The sequence below is a fragment of the Saccharomonospora sp. NPDC046836 genome (assembly GCF_040645195.1).
Classification (GTDB): Bacteria; Actinomycetota; Actinomycetes; order Mycobacteriales; family Pseudonocardiaceae; genus Prauserella_A.
Genome location: NZ_JBEYXW010000012.1, coordinates 118,526 through 139,848, shown reverse-complemented (window position 1 = coordinate 139,848; position 21,323 = coordinate 118,526). Strand labels below are relative to the sequence as shown.

Here is a 21,323-nt window from a genome sequence, read left to right as displayed (position 1 = left end):
GCTTCACGCTGGCGGAACGTGAAAATCCCAGAGAGGTGAACGCGGTGTGCTCGAAGCCGCCGCGCCGATTACCGTCCTGGCATCGAACGCGTAATGCAGGAACAGGTTCGCCAGCAGCGGAGAGATCGCAGACCCCTTCTCTTTGCACAGCACCGCATCCAGAAGCGACCTACCAACCCCTTTCCACGTTCGTGACACACTGGAGCGACAGTTTCACACGGCGCGCCGAAGGCGTGCTTGAAACACAATCACCTAAACTCCGAAACGCCAGGGACGACCCCTCGAAACGCCGCCGACGATCCGCTGATACCGCTCCACAACGTGCGGAGCAAACTCCGGATGCGTGACCAGATACAGTTGATCGTCACGGATCGCATCAAGGACCATCGAACCGACCTCGTCCGCCTCCAACCAACGCAACTGCCGGCCGCCTGCGCTGAGGTCCACTTCGTACAGTCCGGACGAGCCGGTGGCGGGACGTGACCGAAGGCTGTGCTTGATGTTCGTACGCACGGCACCAGGAAGCAGTGCCGTCACGCCGACCAGCGAGCTTGCAGCGCGCAGCTCTGCGGCGAGCACCTCGGTGAGGCCCAACACCGCCGCCTTGCTCGCCACATAGGCGGAGGTGTTCGGGGGCGTGAGCATCACCGACAACGACGAGGTGTTGACCACGTGTCCCCAGTCGGTATTCCGTTGCAGCAGTGGGAGGAAGGCGTGCACGCCGTGAATGACGCCGTGCAGGTTGATGTCGAGCACCCAGCGCCAGTCCGCAGGCGTCATGCTGGAAACAGCTCCGAAAGGCCCGACACCGGCGTTGTTGCACACGACGTGGACCTCGCCGAACTCCGCCAGCGCGCGGTCGGCCAGTGAGCCCACGCTGTCGGGGTTGGTGACATCGGTCCGGATACCAAGCACGCCCAGCTCCTCTGTGGCCGCGGCCAGTGCGTGTTCGTCCACGTCGGCGATGATCACGTGGCAGCCCGCGGTCAAGAACGCCTTTGCCATGGCTTTGCCGATGCCGGACGCGCCACCGGTCACCACGGCCGTCGTACCGGCGAACTCCACGCTGCGGGACATGTGCAACTCCTCGTGGTGAGATGGCGGCGGTTCATTTCAGCTCGTAGCGCTTGAGCTTTCGGTAGACGGTCGCTCGGGAGATGCCCAGCTTCTCCGCGACGGCGTTGCGGTCGCCGCCGGTCTCGCGCAGTGCTGCCATGAGGACGCGGCGTTCAGCGGTCTGGACCTCGTCGAGTGGGCCGTTCGTGCGGTTCTTGCCGTGCTGGCTCGGCAGGTCCTGGAGGTCGATGACCGTTCCGGCCACCCGGATGAGGGCGCTCGCGAGTACCTGCTGCAACTGGCGGATGTTGCCGGGCCAGTCGCTGGCCATCAGCGCGGCGACCGCTCGCGGCGTCAGGCTCGCCTTGTCAGCACCGGGCTCGACGAGACGACGAAGCAGGCTTTCGCACAGCGCGGGAAACTCGTGGCGGCGCTCCCGCAGCGGTGGGGCCGTCAACATCACGACGAAGCTCTCGCGCACCAGAACCGCGCGGCTGTCTTCGGCGCTGTCGTCGGTGGTGGTGCCGACGACAGCGGCGCGGGCGCCGGCAACCAGGTCGGCCACTGTGGTCATCAGGTCCGCGGGAACGCTCGTGACGTGGCCGAGCAGCACGGCAGCGCGTTCGTCGCTCAGGGCGTCGGCGAGATCGCATAACCAGCTGTCGGGGGACAGGTGTGCCAGTGCGCCGTCGAACTCGACGACCATGCGGGGGCGCTCCGTCAAAGCCGCGCGTGCCTCGTATCGCTTACCGCAACCGCGTTCGCCGGCCAGCAGCACCGGCAGTCGATCGCGTACCGCGCGCTCCAACCCGTCGCGGAAGTCCACCGGCCTCTCCGGTGAGTTCCGCTCAGGAACACGTGTATCGCCCTCGACCGTTCGCAGCGCGAGGACCGCAGCGAACTCACCCGCCGGTTGCGGCACAGGGAGAACCTCGATGGTCACCACAATGCCGGAGCTGAGATGCCTGCAGACGGTGCGGGTTCTCGAACCGGATTCCTCGGCCAGGCGGCGTAACAGTTCCTCGTCGGCCTCGCGCACGAGCGTCCGGGCCTCGGTGCTGACGATGAACAGCCGCCTGCTCACCCCGACAACGGGACAGCGGTAGCGACGCTGTGCGGCGGAGTAGGCATCGAAGAACTCCCGGTCGCCATCCGTGCGGCTCGCGAGGAGCTGCGCCTCGATCGACCGGCCGATCTCGATCACCAGGGGTAGCAGCGCGGCGGTGCTGTACTCGCGGAGGCAGTGCGCGCCCAGCGTCCCGACGTACCTCTTGGTGAACGGATCGCGCAGAATCACTCCGGTGGTGGTGAGGATCTCGGTGTCGCTGCGGAAGTGCTCGGTGCCGGAGATGATGAAGGCGCGCTGCGTCTCGTGCGCGCAGCCGAGCCCGTTGGTCCCCATGACATCCTCGGCGAAGCACATACCCGGCCGGAGCTGTTGCCGGTGCACCCGTTCAGCCTCAGGGAAATCTCCGACGACCGCTGTCAGCAGCCGGCAGCCGCGGTCGGCGAGGAATCCCCAGCAGTTGAGATCGGAGATCTCGTCCTTGAGCCGGTTCATGATCGGCCGCGCTACCGCGGCGAGCCGGGTGCGGGACTGGAACGTCTCGTGGCCGGTGTACGCCCGCCCGGCGGGGTCGACGCCGGACAGCATCGAGCGCCGCCACGAGGTGACCACCTCCGGGCGGACCTCAGGATAGTCCGTGGGGTGGACCGAGAACGGGTCTCGGGACAATGCGTCCAGCTTCGCCTCGCGGACCTTGTCCCACTCGGGGGTGCTGCGCGGCAACGGCGGGCCGGTAGGCGCTGACAGCGATGTCATCTCGCGGCCTCCTCCTGGCGTTGGCGGACAACCCGGCCCGGCGCCTGGTCACTGCGCCGGCGGGCGATCTCGTCGCGGTCGCGTGCCCAGTTCTCGAGCGCCGCGGTCCGACTGGCCACGCCGTCCGGGTCCGTCGACGTTGCCGGTATCGCCGCCAGGATGTCCTCGACGTGCTGCCGCACGGGTACGGCGGCCTCCGGGTAAGGGATGATATAGAGATCGTTGCGTTCGATGCCTGCCTTGACGTGACCGGCCAGTTCCAGCGGATCCATTCCGTGCGCGAAAATCCCTTGTAGCGAGGCCGTCGTGGCGTCGTCGACCACGTAGCCACTGGCCCGCAGCTGCGCCGGACGGACCTGCGAGGAGAGCCCGATGTTGGAGTTGATGTTCATCGGGCACAGCACCGAGACGCCGATCCGGTACTTGGCCAGCGCTTTCCGGTAGCCCTCCATCAGGTTGATGACCGCGGCCTTGGACGCGCTGTAGATGGCGACGGCGTCGGCGCCGTAGAACCCTCCCACCGAAGCGGTGGTCACGATGTGCCCAGGCCTGCCCGCGTCGATCATCCGCGGCACGAGGGTGACCATGCCGTTGACGACGCCGCCCAGGTTGACACCGAGCACCCAGTCGAAGTCCTCGTAGCGAGACATCTCGGTCGGCCCGATGGCGAAAACCCCTGCGGTGTTGAACAGTAGGTGCGGCGGCTCGCCGTAGACCTCCTCCACGCGGTCGGCCACCCGGGCGTACGCGACGCGGTCAGTGAGGTCGAGCGCACAGCCTTCGGCTTCGATGCCTTCGGCGCGCAGCTGCTCGATCGCTGTGGCCAGTGCGTCGGCTCGGATGTCGACCAGGAACAGCCGGCAGCCCGCCCGGCCGAAGACGTGTGCCTGACCGAGCCCGGCGCCATTGGCTGCGCCCGTGATGAAGGCGATCTTCCCTGAGAAATCCATGGGTTCTCCTTCCTGGCATTCATGAGGAGGCGATCCCGCAGCGAGGGGCCGCGTCAGGTTCCGCTACCCGCACCGCTACACAAACCACTTCGAACCAGTCTTTTAGATCGCGGTGTGCGTGCCGTAGACGCGGCGGTGATAGACCAGCGGCCGACCGCCCGTTGCCTCGGCGGCCACCACGTGCCCCAGCACAATGACATGGTCGCCGCCAGGCACGAGGCTTGTGACGCGACAGCCGACGAAGCCGCCCGCGCCGGGAATACGGGGCACATCCGTGTGCGGCTCCCACGCGACGCCGTCGAACTTGCCAGGGCCGCCCTTGCCTGCGAACCGCCGTGCGAGGTCCGCATGCGCGCTACCGAGGACGTTGACCCCGAACCGGCCGGTCCGCCGGACGATGGTGAGCAGTTGCGAGGAACGGTCGAGCGAGACCAGGAGCATCGGCGGGGCCAACGAAAGGGATGCGAACGCGCTGACGGTCGTGCCATGGGGGAGACCGACGTCCATAGTGGTCACCACGGCGACCGGGGTGCAGACAGCGGCCATCACCTCCCGGAAGGCGGCGACGTCAGAGTTCATGTGCTGACCGGCTTGCCGCGGAGGCTGCGGGCCTTGGGCAGCACCTCGCGGGCGAACAGTTCCAGGCTCGCCGTGGCCTGGTCGTAGGGCATGCCGCCGAAGGACGGCGCCAGCGTGAGCTCGAAGTCGCCGAGTGTGTCGCGGATGTCCTCGATCTGGCCGAGGATGCGCTCCGGGGTGCCCCACAGCGCGGTGGCCGCGTAGTCGTTGGCGGCCTTCTCCAGGCCGATCTCGCGGAAGTACGCCGCGTTGACGGCGTAGCGTTCGTGGCCCTTGAGGCCCTCGAAGTGGGTACCGGCCATCTCGTAATGCTCCACATTGGACATGAAGAACCGGTTGACGTACTCGAAGTGGCGCTCGCGGGCCAGTTCGTTGTCCTCGTGGCAGTACATGTTGACGTTCAGGGCAATGGGCGGCGCGACCTCGCCGTGCTCGGCCTCATATGTTTCGCGGTACTTGGTGAAACCGGGCATCAGATCCCGCACCGGCCGGACAATGAACGACATCATCCTGGCCTGGAGCTTGGCGGCCATGAGAACTGAGTCAGGGGAGCCGGCCACCATGTACCGCCGGCCGAGGAACGACGTGCGAGGGCGGGGTCGCAGCTCGGCGCGTGGCTGCGGGTAGTAGGTGCCGTCGCCTTCGATGACGCCGGTCTCGAGCGCGTCGAAGATCATCGGTGCCGCTTCGTCGAACCGGCCGCGTGTTTCGTCCAATGTGATCCGGAACGGCTCATACTCCTTACGGGACAGTCCACGGCCGAATCCCAGCAGGAGGCGGCCGCCGCAGATGTTGTCGACCATCAGCGCCTTCTCGGCCACCCGCAGCGGATTGTTCCAGGGCAGGATGACGGCGGCGGTGCCGAGTTTGATCTGTTTCGTACGACCGGCCAGGTGAGCCAGCAGCACCAGGTTGTCGGGACAGAGCGAGTAGTCTTCGAAGTGGTGCTCGACAACCCACACGCTGTCGTAACCGAGCCTGTCGGCCTGAACCGCGAGATCCAGCTCGGCGTGGTACATGTCTTCGTCGGTGAGTTCGGGGTTGAGTGCGGCGAAGCCGAGATTGATGCCGATGTTCAACAACGGTGTTCCACCTTTCTCAGTGGGTCAATCCAATGGCAATGACGGGGAGCCGGATGGCGCTGGCGTGTCCAGCACCGAAGAAGATGTGCTGGGTGGCGGTGACGAAGTCGCTCTCGGTGACCTCTCCGGCGAGCTTGCCACTGCCGGAGTTGCGGTCGTAGCAGGGAAAGTTCGAGCTCGCGATGTCCACCCGGATCCGATGCCCCGCCCGGAACACCTGGCTCGTCGCGCCGAGATCGATTGTGTACTCGTACATCTGGCCAGGCACGACTGGTCGTGGTGAATCCATCCCGGTGCGGTAGCGGGCGCGTACCACCCCGTCCACAATGCCCATAGCCCTGCCGTCCGGGTGAACGTCCACGAGCTTGGCCGTGAAGTCGGTGTCGGCGGCTGACGTGGCGGCGTTGAGCGAGACGGTGATCGGGCCGGTCACCTCGATGTCCGTGGCCAGCGGGGTGCTGGTGAAGCGCAGAATGTCCGTGCGGCCATCGAGTTCCCGCTGGTCCCGCGAACCCGGCTGGTAGCCGAGCCTGCCGTCCCGGCTGCCCGTCAGCAGGATCGCGCCTCCTGTGGTGGGCACCGGATCATGCGGATCGTGGACGTACTGTGTCTCGGCGGCGCCGGGCAACTCCCGGCCGAGTGTCCCATCGGGGCCGAGGTACCAGGTCTGCCAGTCGGTGCGGGCCAGTGGCCACTCGTTCTCCGTGCGCCAGCGGTTCGCGCCCATCACGTAGATCTGCACGGGTGGCAATGTCGTCGGCAGGTCGTCGACGCTTTCCCGGAGGAACCGGATCTGCTGGCTCTCGAGCTGGATCGCCTGTGCGCTGCCGCCGTCATAGAAGTTCTCGCCTACGACACCGGTCTGGTCGACGTGTGACCACGGCCCGACGACCAGGTGCTGGTTCGGGGTGGCTGCCATGGTGGTGTAGTTGTCGAGGGTGCCGCGCAGGAAGACATCGAACCAGCCGCCGACGTGCAGGCCGGGTATCGCCGTGGCGGACCGTTTTGCGGCGTAGCTGAGATTGTCCCAGTATGCCGGGTCATCCTCGGTGGACAGCCAAACACGCCAGCTGGGCAGGACCTCGGTGATGCCCGGCTGGTCGGGCAGTGGGAGCGCTCGGTAAGCGGCCTCGACGTCATGCATCAGTGTCATCAGGTTGGCCATCGCTGCGGCGATGTCCGCGCCACGGGTGGCCGCGTCGCCGATCGCCTGTGCGGCCTTCATTAGATGCCAGGCCAGCCCCTGCCCGAGCTGAAAGGCGCCCTGCCGGTAGACCAGCCCGTCGCGGTAGTCGTCCGGCGTGACCGTCGGAGCGATCGCCACCAGCCCTTCCGGGCGTTCCCCGCTCACCGCGAGCTGGACCATGCCGAGATAGGACTGGCCGAACATGACGATCTTGCCGTCGCACCAAGGCTGCCGCCGCAGCCAGGCCAGCGTGTCCAGCCCGTCGGCCTGCTCGTTCTCGAATGTCCGGAACTCGCCGTCGGAACGGCCCGTGCCGCGGCAGTCCTGGACCAACACTGCGAAACCCGCATCCATCGCAGGCTGTACGGGAAGAGCGCGGGATAACGGCTCGCTGTAGGGTGTCCGGACCAGCAACACCGGCTGGGGCCCGGCGTTGAGGTGATAGACGATCCCGGCGAGATCCACCCCATCCCGGGTGGGCACGCGGACCCGCTCCACCACGAAGTTCGCCACATTCGGCAAGGTCCCGGTCATCGGCGTCCCGCCTCCCTTCAACAACGCTGATGCGGGTCGTCCCGCGGAGGTGACGCGAACGTTACGACCGCACTCGCCGTTCTCCGTCTCATTTCTGAGACTCCGCCGATTTCGGGCGAGTCGGGACCAACGTCGGGACAAATGACGCAGCCGGGTACGGACAACTCGCCCGCCCGAGCTGGGTCATTCGTGGCTTCACAACTGACGGCGTGGCTGCTCAGCGCCGGCCGCTGGTCAGTGGAGCAGTCCGCCGCCATCGCAGACCAGTGACTGGCCGGTGATCATGGCACCGTCGGCCGAGGCGAGGAAGGCGACCAGGCCCGCGAAGTCGTCGGGCGTGACGAACTCCTGGATGGCCTGCTGGGACATCGTCCGGTGGAAGATCTCGTCGCCGGAGTGGGCGCGTGTGCCGGGCGTGGCGACCTGGGCCGGCATGACCGCGTTGACGGTGATGCGGTGCTCGCCCAGTTCGCGGGCCATGACACGGGTCATCCCGATCAGCGCGCCTTTGCTGGCGACGTAGGCTATCTGGCCCGGGGCGCCGGTGAAGAAGGTGCGGGAGGCGACATTGATGACGCGGCCGCGGTGGGTGCTGTCTCGCAGATGCGGGAAGCACGCCTGGACCATCAGGAGCGCGCCAACGGCGTTGACGTCGTAGAAGCGGTGGAGCTCGGCTGGGGTCGCGTCGAGCAGGCTCGAGCGCCCGGAGAGCAGGCCTGCATTGTTGACCAGGATGTCGATGCCGCCGAGTGTGCCGGCGATGTCGGCGACTGTTGCGGCCGCCGCGTCGGGGTCGCTCACGTCGCACGTCCAGTGCCTGACCGAGCCTTCGTCGTCGACGCGTGGTCGGGTCGTCGTGTCGAGGGCGGCGACCGTGGCCCCCTCGGCGGCGAGGCGCTGGGCGATGGCGTGACCCAGTCCGCCGGCTGCGCCGGTCACGATCGCGATCTTGCCGGCCAGGCGGGCGGACGAGTCCATACGTTCTCCCCCTTGAGGTGTTGCGGACAGAGCTTTCCGATCGAAACAGTAGAAGTCGTGCGGGGCCGGTTGTCAGGTCCTGCGGTCCGGTCCGCTCTACGTCATTTGACTCGATGACGCCCGGATGATTGCCCTCGCGAGAGTCGACATCGGACCGTTTCGGCTACTTTCGCGGGCTCATAGCGTCGTTCCGTTATGAGACCGCTGACCGCCTGGGCCCGATTCGACGACCTGCGGGCAGGAGTCGCCTGCCGTTTCCCGGAGGTCGCCTACGACCTCGTGGCGACCAGGCCGGAACACGTGCCTGCCGTGCTGGCAGAGGTCGAACACGCGACCCGGAACGGCTGGTGGGCGTTCGGGTTCGTGTCCTATGAGGCCGCCGCGGGACTGGATCCCGCACTTGCCGTGCATGAACCCGCGGACGGCCTGCCGCTGGCCTGGTTCGGGATCAGCGCCGCCCCGGAAAGGGCACCGCTGATACAACCGACCGACCACCGTACCTACCGCGTCGGGGAGTGGCACTACGAATGGGGTCCGGACGAGCATCGCCGCGCGGTCGAGGCCGTTCGCCGTGAGATCGCGGCGGGGGAGACCTACCAGTGCAATCTCACCACACGAATGACCGCTGAGATCGACGGTGACCTTCCCCAGCTCTATGCGGACCTCGCACACGCTCAGGGCGGCGCCCACAACGCCTACCTCGACACCGGTCAGTTCGTGATCGCCAGTGCGAGTCCCGAGCTGTTCTTCGAGACCCGAGGCGACCGGCTGCTCATGCGCCCGATGAAGGGCACGGCAGGGCGGGGGAGCACGGAGGACGAGGACCAGGAGATCGTGGCTCGCTTGCGGGCCAGCGAGAAGGAACGCGCCGAGAACATCATGATCGTCGACCTCGTCCGCAACGACCTCGCCCGGCTGGCGGTGGCCGGGGGCGTGTCCGTCACCGCGTTGTGCCGGGCGGAGCAGTACGAGACCGTGCACCAGCTCACCTCCGACGTCACCGCCAGGCTGCGGCCGGATGTCGACCTCGTCGAGATGTTCCGTGCGTTGTTCCCCTGCGGTTCCGTGACCGGTGCCCCCAAGCCGCGAACCATGGAGATCATCCGTGCCCTCGAGCCGACACCACGCGGTGTCTACTGTGGAGTGATCGGGGTCGTGGCTCCGTTGGGCGCCCGGGTCAGGACGCGGTTCAATGTCGCGATCCGCACCCTGGTCGCCGACCGCGACCGCGGCCGCGCCGGCTATGGCACAGGCGGCGGCATCACGTGGGACTCCACAGCCGACGCGGAGTACGCCGAGCTGCGGGCGAAGGCGGCCGTGCTCGACGCTGCCGGAGGTGGCGTGAGCCTACGGCAAGCCGCCCGCGCGTCTCGGTCATTTGTCGCAGCCAAATCTGTCTCGATGCTGGACGAAACGTGACGCGTGGTCGGTTTCACTGTGAGCACAGGCGGTGTTGCCGGGGCCCGCCACGTCGAGCATCGAGGCTTGGACCACGGGTCCGGCCGCAGGAGGTAAGCCACGTCATGGGTGTTGACAGTCTTGAGGCCGCGATCCAGCGTGTGGGGTCTGCCGTCGAGCTGCTACGCAACTCGACAGTCCGCCCCATGACCTTCCCCGTCGCTCCGGAGTTCACGAACTGGCGTTCCGAGCAGCAGGCCTGGCGCACGTCCTGTGCCCTCCTCGACCAGTCGCACCACATGACCGACCTCTACCTCGGCGGCAAGGACGCGCTGCGGCTGCTGAGCGACTTCGGCGTGAACACGTTCGCGAACTTCACGCCGGGCAAGGCGAAGCAGTACGTCGCGGTGAACTCCGACGGGTACTTCATCGGCGACGCGATCCTGTTCCACCTCGACGACGACCTGTTCGACATCGTCGGCCACCCGACGGTGCTCAACTGGCTGCAGTACAACGCCGAGACCGGCGACTACGACGTGACCATCGAACGCGACGAGAACTCCTACGACCGGCCCTCCGGCCCGCCGAAGACCTACCGCTACGAGCTGCAGGGCCCGACCGCCAAGCCGCTGGTCGAGAAGCTGATCAACGCGCCCCTGCCGGACGTGAAGTTCTTCAACATGACCGAGTTCACCATCGCCGGGCACCGGGTTCGCGCGCTGCGGCACGGCATGGCCGGTCAGCCAGGGTTCGAGCTGTTCGGTCCGTGGTCCGACGGCGAGGACGTGCTGGCGGCCATTGTGGACGCCGGCAGGGAGTTCGGCCTCGTCCGCGCCGGTGCGAAGGCCTACTCCACCGCCAACCTGGAGTCCGGCTGGATTCCCACTGCGGTGCCCGCGATCTTCGGGCCCGAGATGCGCGGCTACCGTGAGTGGCTCGGTGCCACCTCGCTCGGATCGCTGGGCGGAAGCATGGACTCGGGCGAGATCACCGACTACTACGTGACCCCCTACGACATCGGCTACGGGCGCACCGTCAAGTTCGACCACGACTTCCATGGCCGTGAAGCGCTGGAGCGCATCGCGCAGGACCCGGCGCGGACGAAGGTCACGTTGGTGTGGAACCCCGAGGACGTCGCCGCCGCGGTCCGCTCGCTCTACGAGCCGGGCACGCCGGCCAAGTACCTCGAGCCGCCGAAGGCCCGCTACGCGTTCTTCCAGGTCGACAAGGTGCTACGAGACGGTGAACCGGTCGGCCTTTCGCTGGACCTCGGCTACATCGTCAACGAGCAGGACTTCGTCTCACTGGCCACTGTGGACACGGCCGTCGCCGAGCCTGGCACCGAGGTGACCGTGCTGTGGGGTGAGGCTCCCAACTCGGCCAAGCCCGCTGTCGAACGTCACCGCCAGGTCGCGATTCGCGCCACTGTCGCGCCCGCGCCGTACGTGCGTGAGGTCCGCGACTCCTACCGCAAGTCCTGACCTCTCCCTGCTCGCATCCGGGATCGAGAAACCATGCTTCCCCGAACTGCCAACAACATCAGCGGACTGCACATCTTCACCTTCAACGAGCTCCGCAAGACCGAGCTCTGGCGCCAGGAGCTGCTGAGGAGGCTCGAGTGACCGCGACGATTCTGGACGGACGCGCCGTTTCGGCGACCATCCTCGACCGGGTACAGAAGGACGTCGCGGAGTTCGTCGCCCAGCACGACCGGCTCCCGGTGCTGGCGACCGTGCTCGTCGGCGACGATCCGGCGTCCCACACCTATGTCCGCATGAAGGCCAACCGCTGTGGACGAGTCGGGATGCAGTCGCGCCGCGTCGAGCTCGACGCCGGCATCACCACCGCGACGTTGGTCGACCGGATACGGGACCTGTCGGCCGATCCCGCGGTCGATGGGATCCTGCTGCAGCACCCGGTGCCCGAACACATCGACGAACGTGCCGCCTTCGAGGCCATCGCACCGTCGAAGGACGTCGACGGCGTGACCCGAACCTCTTTCGCGACAATGGCTTTCGACGAGGGCGGCTTCCACTCCGCGACTCCCGGCGGGATCATGGCCCTTCTCGACGCCTACGACATCCCGCTGGCGGGCAAACACGCGGTCGTCATCGGGCGTAGCCCGATCCTCGGTAAACCAGCCGGCATGTTGTTGCTGGCTCGCGACGCCACGGTGACCTACTGCCACTCCCGGACCAGGGAGCTGGCCGACCACGTGCGTCGCGCGGATGTGGTGGTCGCCGCGGTCGGCCGCCCCGCACTGATTCGCGGTGAGTGGATCAAACCCGGCGCCGTCGTCGTCGACGCCGGATACGCCGACGACAGCGGAGATGTCGAGTATGAGTCCGCTGTGGAGCGAGCGTCCTACATCACCCCGGTTCCCGGGGGTGTCGGGCCGATGACCATCGCGACCCTGCTCGCGCAGACGATCAGGGCGGCGCGGCACCACGGATCGGCATCGGCCACCAACACCTGCGAAGGCTCATAGAAATTCCCATCCCCACCGTTTGACCGCTCAACGAGGAGCTCACATCATGTCCACCACCGGTACCGCGCCCGTCAGGGCACGCAAGGCCAGAACAGTCGCACTGGCCAGCTATATCGGCACGACGATCGAGTGGTACGACTTCTTCATTTACGGTGTCGCGGCGACGCTCGTCTTCCGCACACAGTTCTTCCCCGAGTTCTCCGAACTCGGCGGAACACTGGCCTCGCTCGGTACTTTCGCGGTCGGGTTCATCGCGCGCCCCATCGGCGGTGTCGTGATGGGACACTTCGGTGACCGCGTCGGCCGTAAGTCGATGCTGGTGGTATCGCTGCTGACGATGGGAATCGCCACCACACTCATCGGCCTGATCCCCACCTATGACACCATCGGCATCTGGGCCCCGATCCTGCTTGTGGTGCTCCGGCTCGCGCAGGGCATGGGCGTCGGTGGCGAGTGGGCCGGTGCGGTGCTCATGGCGGTGGAGAATGCGCCACCGAAGCGCAAGTCGCTCTACGGATGCTTCCCCCAACTGGGGTTGCCGTCGGGAATCCTGTTGTCGCAACTGGTTTTCCTGCTGCTGACCGGGATCATGCCGGCTGACACGTTCGCCTCGTGGGGCTGGCGGATCGCGTTCCTCATCAGTGCCGCGCTGATCATCGTCGGCCTGGTGATCCGGTTGCGGATCGAGGAGAGTGCGGATTTCGAGCGCATCCGCGAGGCCGGCCAGGTGGCGAAGCTACCCGTGGTCGAGGTCTTCCGCCGCTCCCCGGTGCAGCTGCTGGTCGGGAGCCTCGCCTCGATTGCCGCGCCGGCACTCGGCTACCTCGTGTCGGTCTACATGGTCTCCTACGGCACGACACAGCTCGAGCTGCCGACCACCACGATGCTGTGGATCATCGTCGGCGTGAGCGTGCTGTGGATCCTGATGATGCTCGCCGCCGGGATAGCCGGCGACCGGGCCGGGCGCAAACAGACGTTCGTCGTCGGCGCTGTGCTCGCCGTGTTGTGGGCGTTCCCGATGTTCATCCTGGTCGACACGAAGGCCATCCCGCTGATCTTCATCGCGCTGGTCGTCATCACCGCCGCCAACGCGATCATGGCGGGCCCGCAGCCTGCGCTGATCACCGAGATGTTCCCGATCCGGCTGCGCTACAGCGGGGCCTCGCTCTGCTACACGGCCGGTTCGATCCTGGGTGGCGGCATCACGCCGATCCTGGCCACCGCGCTGTTCGCGGAGTTCGGCAGCACGATCGCGGTCTCGGCCCTCATCGCGGTCGCGTCGCTGATCAGCCTGCTGGCGATTGTGCCTGCGGGACGCCGGATCCTGCAGCCAGGGGAGTGACCGGGAGCCGGCCGTCTCACCCCGGAGACGGCCGGCTCTGCTGTGCTCAGCTCTGGGGCGGAACGAGTCCCTCGCGGACGGCGACCAGCGCCGCCTGGGTCCGCGAGGTCAGCTGGAGCTTGCGCAGGACATTACTGACGTGGGTACGGGCGGTGCGTTCGCTGATCACCAGTTCCTCGGCGATCGCCTTGTTCGACCTGCCCGTCGCGATCAGGGCGAGCACGCCACGCTCCCTTTCCGTCAGCGCGTTGAGTCCCGTGGGCGGCGAGATGATCTCCTGCGTCAGCCGGCGGGCCACCGCCGGGTCGAGGAAGACCTCATCGCGGGCCGCCGCGCGGATGGCGCCTGCCACCTCGGCGGGCCCCGCGCTTTTGAGCAGGTACCCGGACGCGCCGTTGGCCAGCGCGGCGTGCACGCGCTCCATCTCGCCGAAGCTGGTCAGCACGACGACCCGGACCCCGGGATGGGTGCTCGTGATCCTGGCCGTCGTGGCGGAACCGTCGAGCCTCGGCATGAGCAGGTCGAGCAGGACGACGTCGGGGAGTTCCCGGTGAGCGGCCATCGTCTCCAGCTTGTCGAGCGCGTCCTGGCCGTCCACCGCCTCGGCGACGACCTCCATGCCGTCGAGCACGTCGAGGTAGGCGCGGATGCCCCGGCGGACCACAGCGTGGTCGTCGACGATCAGCACCCGGACAGTGGGCGGCTCCTCGGTCGCGACGTCTGCCGCAGCGGTACCCCGACCGCGAGTGGCACCACGAGCCGGACGACCGTGCCGGAGTTCTCGCGTGGCTTCACCGTGACTGTTCCGCCCCATCGCTGTGCCCTTTCCTGCATTGTCTTCAGTCCATAACCGGAATCCGGTGCGGGTGCCTCCTGGCGTGAGGTGGCCAGGCCGCGTCCGTCGTCGGCGACGCTGGCCCGCACCTGCTCGTCGCGCACGGTCAACCGGATGACGACCTTGCCCGCTTCGGCGTGTTTGACCACGTTGTGGATGGCCTCGGCGAGGATGCGGTAGACGTCCTCGGCCAGTTCGCCCGCGATGCCGTCCAGGCCCTGCCCCACGACGAGGCTGAACCGGAGGCCGGTGCGGTTGGTGGTGCTGTCGACCAGTGCGCGCACGGCTTCCTCCAGGCCGCCGAGCTCGGTGGTCGACGACGGCCGCAGCTCGTGCACCATTGCCCGCAGGTCCGCGAGCACCGTCTGTGACAGCAGGCCGACCTCGTCGGCGATCCTGCGGACGGTACCGGCAGGCAGTGAGGTATCCCGCTGGGCCAGCACCTCCATCGAGCTGGCCTGCATCGAGATGGAGAACACCTGCTGCACGATCGAGTCGTGCAGGTCGCGGGCCAGCCGTTGCCGCTCCTGACGGCGAGCGACGTCTCGCTCGCGCTGCATCAGCGAGGCGTAGTCGACCGCGATCGCCGCCTGCTCCGCCATCGCGACGAGGAACTCCAGGGTTCGTCCGCCGACGACCTGTCCGGATGCGAAGAAGGCGTTGAGAACTCCGGCGGCCCGTCCGCGGATGATCAGCGGCACGCTCGCGAAGGAGTCCCAGCGCAGCTCGCCCAGATAATCCCGCAGGGGTTCCCAGGCCGGATCCGTGCGGATCGTGTCCCAACGGTGGGCGACCACGACGGGTTCACTGTCCCGCAGCGCGTCGAGCATCCGCAGGGACGCGCCCCGCTGTCGGCAGTCGAGGAGCCGGTCGAAGAAGTCCGGCAGGTCGCGGAAGCCCGCTGAACCCATGATGCGCAGGCCGCGCCCGCTGTCGTCGACCGTGAGGATCTGTACCCCGGCCAGCGCGTCGGTCTGCAGCACCTCGCGAGCCAGCGCGTCCAGGGTCGCGGAGAGCGAGCCCTGTGAGGCCAGGTTCGCGGCGCTGCGGGCGATCGCGGCGATCCGGCGCTGCCGGTGTCGCTCCTCCGTGACGTCACGGAAGGCGATGACGGTGAGGGCGGGATCCCGTGACGTGCGGCGCAGACGGTAGGCGAACTCACGGCGGAGTCCCGAGGGAGGCGTCCACGCCGTCAGCTGCTCGCCCGGACCGTCATCGAACAGCCCGGCGGGTCCGGCGACGACATCCAGAGCGAGCGGGAAGGGAGCAGGCGTGCCGATCAGGGCGGTCTCGGCAAGCCCGAACAGGTGGGCGCCTGCCCGGTTGACACAGACGAAGCGCCCTGCCGAATCCACGATCGCGAGACCGTCCGGGGCCTCGGCGGCCAGGTCGGTCCATGGCGTCGGCGGGGGAACGGTTGTCCCCCCGCTCTCGCGGTGGCCGGCCATGGCGGACCTCCTCAGCGTCGGCTGTGACGGTGAGTATCGAGCACCGGTTGTGTCGATCTACCTGCCCAGGATGCATAACCGATGGACCTGACGCACCACTGGGCCCGCACATCGCCGGCGCAGGGCCCGAATCCAGGTCATTCGACGTAGTGCAGTCTCGGAGAGATGTCCAATGAGGAACTCCGACAGGTTAACCGATCCATAAGCTCGTGGTAATTGACTCCCCGGTTGTCCTTTTGCAATCCCTTGAAATAACACGGATAAACACCCCACTGACGAATTCGCTGTACTATTCAGGAATGTCCGCCGCCTGGCACGTGAGCAAGGAGTCCGGTGACGAGCGTGATGTACCGGCGGGTGGGGAACCTTCCAGCTGAGGTGACAAGTTTTGTGGGCCGGCGGCGTGAGGTGGACGCGGTCAAGCGGCTGCTGACGTCGTCGCGGCTGGTCACGCTGACCGGTGTCGGTGGAGTGGGCAAATCCCGGTTGGCGTTACAGGTGGCGCGCCAGGTGCAGCGGGCGTTTCCCGACGGGGTGTGGCTGGCCGAGCTGGCCGGGCTGCGGGATCCCGCATTGCTGACCCACGCGGTCGCGGAGGTCCTGCAGTTGTGGGACCGGTCGGCACGCCCGCCGGAGACCGTGCTGAAGGAGTACCTCGCCGACAAGCGCCTCCTGCTCGTACTGGACGACTGCGAGCACCTGCTCGATGCCTGTTACGAGCTGGTCGGCTCGGTGCTGCCTGCAGCCCCGGAGGTCCAGGTTCTCGTCACCAGCCGGGAACCGCTGGGCCTCGCCGGGGAACACACACTGTCGGTGCCGTCCCTGTCGGTGCCCGAGCAGAACGGGCCGGATGGCGAGCGTCCGGCCAAGGGTGTCCGTCATCGGCCGGAGGCACTGGCCTTGTTCGAGCAGCGGACTTCGGCTGTTCTTCCCGGGTTCACCCTCAACCAGGACAACGAAGCAGCGGTGACCCGCGTCTGCCAGCGGCTCGACGGGCTGCCGTTGGCCATCGAGCTCGCGGCCGTGCGGATGCGAACGATGTCGGTCGACCAACTCGTCGCCGGGCTGGAAGGCCGCCACCAGCTCCTGGACGGAGGCAGCCGCGACGGACTACCACGTCACCACACGCTGCGTGCGGCCATCGAGTGGAGCTTCGAGTTGTGCACCGAGCAGGAGCGCACGCTGTGGGCGAGGATGTCGGTGTTCGCCGGCCCCTTCGACCTGGAAGCGGCCGAGGACGTGTGCGCCGGCGACGGTCTGGCGGTCGACGACGTGCTCCCGGGTGTGGCAGGGCTCGTGGAGAAGTCCGTGCTCGTGCGGGAGGGGCAACAGGGACCACGGGCGCGATACCGGCTGCTGGAGACCATCCGCCAGTTCGGGTGCGAACGGCTGGGTGACCACACTGACGAGGCAAGCCTGCGGCGGCGGCACCGAGACCACTACCTGCACTTGGCGGCGCAGACCGAATGGTTCGGCGCGAACCAGGTCGAGTGGGGCACCCGGCTGCAGCTCGACTACGCCGATGTGCGCGCCGCACTGGAGTACTGCGCCACCGAGCCGGGTGAAGCGCAGGCCGGGCTCCGGCTTGCGGTCAGCCTGCTCTACCACTGGCTCAGCAGCTACTACCTCAACGAGGGACGCGACTGGCTGGACCGGTTGCTGGCGATCGAGACGACGCCCACTCCGGCGCGCGCCGAGGCGCTCTGGGTGAACGGCTGGCTGGCCGTCATCCAGGCCGATTTTCCCACCGCGAGGGCGATGCTGGCCAAGGCGCGCTCGTTGGGCGAACTGCTCGAAGCGCCGGCCGTGCTCGGCTACGTCGCCCTCTTTTCCGGCATGGTCGAGATGTTCACCGGGGACACCGCCGTGGCACTCGCGCTCTACGGCGAGGCGCTCGCCCGCCATCAGGCCATCCACAACGCGCACGGGATCGCCGCCACCCTGATCCGGTTGTCCATGGCCTATTCGCGACTTGGCGATTCCGAGCGGGCCGTAGCATTCGGCGAGGAATGTGTGGCGTTCTGCGATGCCGCCGGTGACATCTGGCACAAGTCCCACGCGCTACTGGCCCTCGGCATCGATGTGTGGCGACAGGGTGACGCGCAGCGGGCGACCGTGCTGGAACGAGAAAGCCTCCGGTACAACCGGATGCTGGACGGCCGCCTTGGCATCGCGCTGAACGTCGAGGTGCTGGCTCTCGCCGCCGTCACCGACCACCAGTACGAGCGCGCGGCCCGGCTGTTCGGCGTCCTGCAGGCCCTCCTGCAGTCGAGCGGCGTGCCGCTGATCGGGTACACACACCTGGCGGCCTACCGCGACGAGTACGTGGCGAAGATCCGCCATGCCATCGGAGAGCGGTCCTACCGGGCCAAGGTCGGCGAGGGCGCGGAGCTCGGCTTCGAGGAGGCCCTCACCTTCGCCCTCGACGACGAGCTGATCCGGCGCCCGGCGACCAGGCGCCCCGGGCCATCGCGACTGACCCGCAGGCAACAGCAGGTCGCCGAGCTGGTCGCGCAGGGCCACACCAACAAGGAGATCGCCGACCTCCTCGTGATCGCCCAGCGAACCGCTGAGTCGCATGTGGAGACAATCCTGACCAAGCTCGGATTCACGTCGCGTGCGCAGATCGCCGCATGGGTCGCCGATCAACAGGCGGCACCGTAACGCCGACAGAACGGGTCAGGTGCGGTATCCGGCAGGAATGCCGTCGAGGATCACCGTTTTGGGTTCGAGGTAGAGCCGCAGTCCTTCGGTGCCCCCTTCGCGGCCGATGCCGGACTGCTTGAACCCACCGAAGGCGATACCGAAATCCATCCGCATCGCGTTGTGGCCGACCGTTCCTGACCGCAGCTGACCGGCGACGGCGCGAGCGCGGTCCGGGTCAGCGGTGAACACCGACGCGTTGAGCCCGTAGACCGTGTCATTGGCAATGCGCACCGCATCCGCTTCGTCGACGGCCGGAATGACGGTGAGCACCGGACCGAAGATCTCTTCCTGAGCGATGGCGTGGCTGTTGTCCACTTCCGCGAACACCGTCGGCTCCACGTAGTAGCCGCGGTCGAGATGCCGGGGCCGGCTGCCGCCGGCGACCAGTTTGGCGCCCTGCTCGATGCCCTTGGCGATGTAGCCCTCCACCCGCGTGCGCTGGCGATCGGCGGCCAGCGGGCCCATCTGCGTCTGCGCGTCGTAGGGGTCCCCGACCCGCACCTCGGCGAACGTGCTCGCGAGGGCGTCGACGAGCTCGTCGTGCCGGTTCCGGCTCACCACGATGCGGGTCAGCGAGGAGCAGACCTGCCCGGACAGCAGGCACTCCGCGGTCGCCAAGGTCGTGGCCGCGTGCGCGAGGTCCGCGTCGTCGAGGATCACCGCAGCCGACTTGCCGCCGAGTTCCAGGCTGACGCGGGCGATCCGGTCACCGCAGAGCGCGCCGATCCGGCGGCCCGCGGCGGTGGAGCCGGTGAAGGAGATCTTGTCCACCCGGGGGTCGCGTACCAGTAGCTCGGAAACCTCACGGTCGGCGGTGACCACATTGAACACACCCGGGGGCAGCCCGATCTTCTCCGCGATCTCCGCGGCGACCAGTCCCTCCCCGGGCGCTTCCGGTGCCGACTTGAGAACGACCGTGCACCCGGCGAGCAGCGCGGGCGCGACCTTGTGGCTGATGGACGACACCGGGCCGTTCCACGGGATGATCGCACCGACCACGCCCACCGGTTCCCGCACCAGCAGGCCGAACTCGCCACCTGCCGTCGGCTGCACCGGCTCCTCGAAGGGGTAGGTGTCCGCGAGTCCGGCGTAGTAGTCCCATTCGGCGGCGGCGCGCCGGGTGAACGGCTCCGCGAGAGCGTGTAGCGCGCCCGATTCTCGCGGCCACAGCTGACCGATGTCCGCTGCCCGTTCGCGCCAGCCTTCGGCGAACGCGCGCAGGTATCCGGCCCGCTCGGCGTGACTGAGCCTCGGCCACGGGCCGTTGTCGAACGCGTCGCGCGCCGCCGCGACAGCGCGTGCCATGTCCTCGGCCGTGGCCTCAGCGACGTGGAACAGTGTCTGTTCCGTCGCCGAGTCGATGACCTCGATGGTCGCTGTCGATGACGGGGCGACCCATTGTCCGCCGATGAAGAGGCGGTTCGGATGCCGCAGTGGCACCTCGGCCTGCTTGGTCGGACTCACAGTTGTCTCCTTGCTGTTGCCGCGGTTCAGTAGTCGTCGCTGTCCAGCTCGTAGTGGCGTGTTTCCGCGAGCGCGCGGACGCACAGGAGGCTGACCGTGCAGAGTGCGGCGAGGCACAGGCCGAAGACGAACCCACCGTAGGCCGCGGTGATCGCCGCCGCGACCATCGGCGGGATCGCGCCGCCGACGATGTGGGCGGCGTTGTAGCTGAACCCGGCGGCGGTGTAGCGGTACCGGGTGTGGAAGAGCTCCGACATCAGCGCGCTCATGGGGCCGTAGGCGACACCGGAGATGAACATGGTCAGGAAGACACCGAGCCCGAACGCCCACGTCGATCCGATGTCGACAATCGGGAACAGTGCGAGTGACCAGGTGACCGCCAGGATCGCACCGGTCAGGATCACCCGGCGCCGCCCGACCCGGTCGGACAACACGGCTCCGACGACGATGCCCAGCGAGATGGCGACGCCGCCGCCGACGCCCATGGCGAGCACGGCGGTGCGGGGCAGGTCAAGCGCCGATGCGCCGTAGTTGGTCAAATAGGATGATCCGAGATAGGTGAAGGTCGGGACCATGATCACCATTCCCGAGGCCAGCAGGATCTGCTTCGGCTGACGGCGCAAGGCTTCGAAGAAGGGCAGCCGGGACGTCTCACGGCGCGCGAGTTGCGTGGCGAACACCGGTGTCTCGTCGATCCTGAGCCTGATCCAGAGGCCGACGACGATGAGCACGGCGCTGGCGACGAACGGGATCCGCCAGCCCCAGCTCATGAAGGTCTCGTTGCTCATGCCCAAACCGGTGAGCAGGAACGTCGCGTTACCGAGCACGAGTGCCGCGCCGCCGCCGAGCGAAGGGAACATCGCCCAGAAGCCACGTTTTTCTCGTGGCGCGTTCTCCGCGGCGAAAAGCACGGCGCCTGCCCATTCGCCTCCTGCCGCCAGGCCCTGGACGATGCGGAGCACCACCAGACATATCGGGGCGACGACTCCGATCTGCCCTGCCGTGGGCATGAGGCCGACCAGAACCGTAGCGATCCCCATCATGAGCAGTGTCGTCACGAGCGTCTTCTTGCGGCCGAGACGGTCACCGAAATGTCCGAAAAGGATGCTGCCGATCGGCCTCGCCACAAACGCGACGCCGAGAGTGGCGAAGGAGGCCACCGTGCCCGCCGCGGACCCGAGTGCGGGGAAGAATATGTGCGGGAACACCAGCGCTGCCGCGATGCCGTAGATGAAGAAGTCGTAGAACTCGATCACGCTGCCGGTGAAGCTCGCGATCGCGATGCGCGGCATGGAGGAGCCGCCTGTCGTGCTGGACGCGGTGCCCGCTGGGGACTGCAGCGAACTCTGGTGTTCAGACATCATCGTCTGTCCTTTACCTGGCTGGGGATGAGGTGTCAGGCGCTCTGCCGGCTCGCCGAGCTTATGAGCCGCACGCGTGCTCGTCAAGGACGAT

General features: G+C 67.5%; 16 protein-coding genes. 5 read left to right on the top strand and 11 right to left on the bottom strand.

Going from position 1 to position 21,323, the window contains the following annotated elements; translation table 11 throughout:
* Positions 1-252 precede the first annotated feature (252 nt).
* From ABZ863_RS16325 to ABZ863_RS16295, 7 genes are all read right to left on the bottom strand, one after another.
* Positions 253-1,077: an SDR family NAD(P)-dependent oxidoreductase gene (locus tag ABZ863_RS16325; protein ID WP_358535969.1), complete on the bottom strand. Its 825-nt coding sequence runs from the start codon at positions 1,075-1,077 to the stop codon at positions 253-255.
* 31 nt (positions 1,078-1,108) lie between these two features.
* Complete coding sequence (locus tag ABZ863_RS16320) at positions 1,109-2,878, bottom strand: helix-turn-helix domain-containing protein (RefSeq protein ID WP_358535967.1); 1,770 nt, start codon at positions 2,876-2,878, stop codon at positions 1,109-1,111.
* A complete protein-coding gene (locus tag ABZ863_RS16315; RefSeq protein ID WP_358535965.1) occupies positions 2,875-3,828 on the bottom strand; it encodes an SDR family NAD(P)-dependent oxidoreductase in 954 nt (317 codons plus the stop codon). The genes ABZ863_RS16320 and ABZ863_RS16315 overlap by 4 nt, the downstream gene beginning before the upstream one ends.
* Positions 3,829-3,930: 102 nt before the next feature.
* On the bottom strand, positions 3,931-4,407 hold the full coding sequence (locus ABZ863_RS16310) for a flavin reductase family protein (protein WP_358535963.1): 477 nt from the start codon (positions 4,405-4,407) through the stop codon (positions 3,931-3,933).
* Positions 4,404-5,489, bottom strand: coding sequence for an LLM class flavin-dependent oxidoreductase (locus ABZ863_RS16305; RefSeq protein WP_358535961.1), 1,086 nt, complete (start codon positions 5,487-5,489; stop codon positions 4,404-4,406). The genes ABZ863_RS16310 and ABZ863_RS16305 overlap by 4 nt, the downstream gene beginning before the upstream one ends.
* A 16-nt stretch (positions 5,490-5,505) precedes the next feature.
* Positions 5,506-7,209, bottom strand: a complete 1,704-nt coding sequence (locus tag ABZ863_RS16300; RefSeq protein ID WP_358535959.1) for a CocE/NonD family hydrolase — start codon at positions 7,207-7,209, stop codon at positions 5,506-5,508.
* 234 nt (positions 7,210-7,443) lie between these two features.
* Positions 7,444-8,187 (bottom strand): SDR family oxidoreductase, encoded by a 744-nt coding sequence (locus ABZ863_RS16295; RefSeq protein ID WP_358535957.1) that lies wholly within the window; start codon positions 8,185-8,187, stop codon positions 7,444-7,446.
* A gap of 195 nt (positions 8,188-8,382) precedes the next feature.
* Between ABZ863_RS16295 and pabB the strand changes: the two genes are divergently transcribed.
* The 4 genes from pabB (at position 8,383) to ABZ863_RS16275 (ending at position 13,415) form a co-directional block, all read left to right on the top strand.
* Complete coding sequence (gene pabB / locus ABZ863_RS16290) at positions 8,383-9,606, top strand: aminodeoxychorismate synthase component I (protein ID WP_358535955.1); 1,224 nt, start codon at positions 8,383-8,385, stop codon at positions 9,604-9,606.
* Positions 9,607-9,791: 185 nt separating this feature from the next.
* The gene (locus ABZ863_RS16285) at positions 9,792-11,066 is read left to right on the top strand and encodes an aminomethyl transferase family protein (protein WP_358535953.1); all 1,275 of its coding nucleotides are present in this window, start codon (positions 9,792-9,794) and stop codon (positions 11,064-11,066) included.
* A gap of 137 nt (positions 11,067-11,203) precedes the next feature.
* Complete coding sequence (locus ABZ863_RS16280) at positions 11,204-12,073, top strand: tetrahydrofolate dehydrogenase/cyclohydrolase catalytic domain-containing protein (RefSeq protein ID WP_358535951.1); 870 nt, start codon at positions 11,204-11,206, stop codon at positions 12,071-12,073.
* 46 nt (positions 12,074-12,119) lie between these two features.
* A complete protein-coding gene (locus ABZ863_RS16275; RefSeq protein WP_358535949.1) occupies positions 12,120-13,415 on the top strand; it encodes an MFS transporter in 1,296 nt (431 codons plus the stop codon).
* 46 nt (positions 13,416-13,461) lie between these two features.
* Here the strand turns inward: ABZ863_RS16275 and ABZ863_RS16270 are convergent, their stop codons facing one another.
* Both ABZ863_RS16270 and ABZ863_RS16265 read right to left on the bottom strand, forming a co-directional pair.
* Positions 13,462-14,103: a response regulator transcription factor gene (locus ABZ863_RS16270; protein ID WP_358535947.1), complete on the bottom strand. Its 642-nt coding sequence runs from the start codon at positions 14,101-14,103 to the stop codon at positions 13,462-13,464.
* A complete protein-coding gene (locus ABZ863_RS16265; RefSeq protein WP_358535945.1) occupies positions 14,097-15,698 on the bottom strand; it encodes an ATP-binding protein in 1,602 nt (533 codons plus the stop codon). Before ABZ863_RS16265 ends, ABZ863_RS16270 begins: the two co-directional genes overlap by 7 nt.
* A 333-nt stretch (positions 15,699-16,031) precedes the next feature.
* On the opposite strand from ABZ863_RS16265, the gene ABZ863_RS16260 reads away from it, so the two are divergent.
* Positions 16,032-18,362, top strand: a complete 2,331-nt coding sequence (locus tag ABZ863_RS16260) for a LuxR C-terminal-related transcriptional regulator (protein WP_358535943.1) — start codon at positions 16,032-16,034, stop codon at positions 18,360-18,362.
* Between the two features lie 15 nt (positions 18,363-18,377).
* Here ABZ863_RS16260 and ABZ863_RS16255 read toward each other — a convergent pair whose 3' ends face one another.
* Together ABZ863_RS16255 and ABZ863_RS16250 are read right to left on the bottom strand one after the other, a co-directional pair.
* Positions 18,378-19,868: an aldehyde dehydrogenase gene (locus ABZ863_RS16255; RefSeq protein WP_358535941.1), complete on the bottom strand. Its 1,491-nt coding sequence runs from the start codon at positions 19,866-19,868 to the stop codon at positions 18,378-18,380.
* A gap of 26 nt (positions 19,869-19,894) precedes the next feature.
* A complete protein-coding gene (locus ABZ863_RS16250) occupies positions 19,895-21,229 on the bottom strand; it encodes an MFS transporter (RefSeq protein ID WP_358535939.1) in 1,335 nt (444 codons plus the stop codon).
* Between the last annotated feature and the right edge of the window lie 94 nt (positions 21,230-21,323).

What these genes read in the sequence shown, in the direction of transcription:
- ABZ863_RS16325 (WP_358535969.1), bottom strand. Translation starts at nt 1,077, where the DNA reads ATGTCCCGCAGCGTGGAGTTCGCCGGTACGACGGCCGTGGTGACCGGT.
- ABZ863_RS16320 (WP_358535967.1), bottom strand. Translation starts at nt 2,878, where the DNA reads ATGACATCGCTGTCAGCGCCTACCGGCCCGCCGTTGCCGCGCAGCACC.
- ABZ863_RS16315 (WP_358535965.1), bottom strand. Translation starts at nt 3,828, where the DNA reads ATGGATTTCTCAGGGAAGATCGCCTTCATCACGGGCGCAGCCAATGGC.
- ABZ863_RS16310 (WP_358535963.1), bottom strand. Translation starts at nt 4,407, where the DNA reads ATGAACTCTGACGTCGCCGCCTTCCGGGAGGTGATGGCCGCTGTCTGC.
- ABZ863_RS16300 (WP_358535959.1), bottom strand. Translation starts at nt 7,209, where the DNA reads ATGACCGGGACCTTGCCGAATGTGGCGAACTTCGTGGTGGAGCGGGTC.
- ABZ863_RS16295 (WP_358535957.1), bottom strand. Translation starts at nt 8,187, where the DNA reads ATGGACTCGTCCGCCCGCCTGGCCGGCAAGATCGCGATCGTGACCGGC.
- pabB (WP_358535955.1), top strand. Translation starts at nt 8,383, where the DNA reads ATGAGACCGCTGACCGCCTGGGCCCGATTCGACGACCTGCGGGCAGGA.
- ABZ863_RS16285 (WP_358535953.1), top strand. Translation starts at nt 9,792, where the DNA reads ATGACCTTCCCCGTCGCTCCGGAGTTCACGAACTGGCGTTCCGAGCAG.
- ABZ863_RS16275 (WP_358535949.1), top strand. Translation starts at nt 12,120, where the DNA reads ATGTCCACCACCGGTACCGCGCCCGTCAGGGCACGCAAGGCCAGAACA.
- ABZ863_RS16265 (WP_358535945.1), bottom strand. Translation starts at nt 15,698, where the DNA reads ATGGCCGGCCACCGCGAGAGCGGGGGGACAACCGTTCCCCCGCCGACG.
- ABZ863_RS16250 (WP_358535939.1), bottom strand. Translation starts at nt 21,229, where the DNA reads ATGTCTGAACACCAGAGTTCGCTGCAGTCCCCAGCGGGCACCGCGTCC.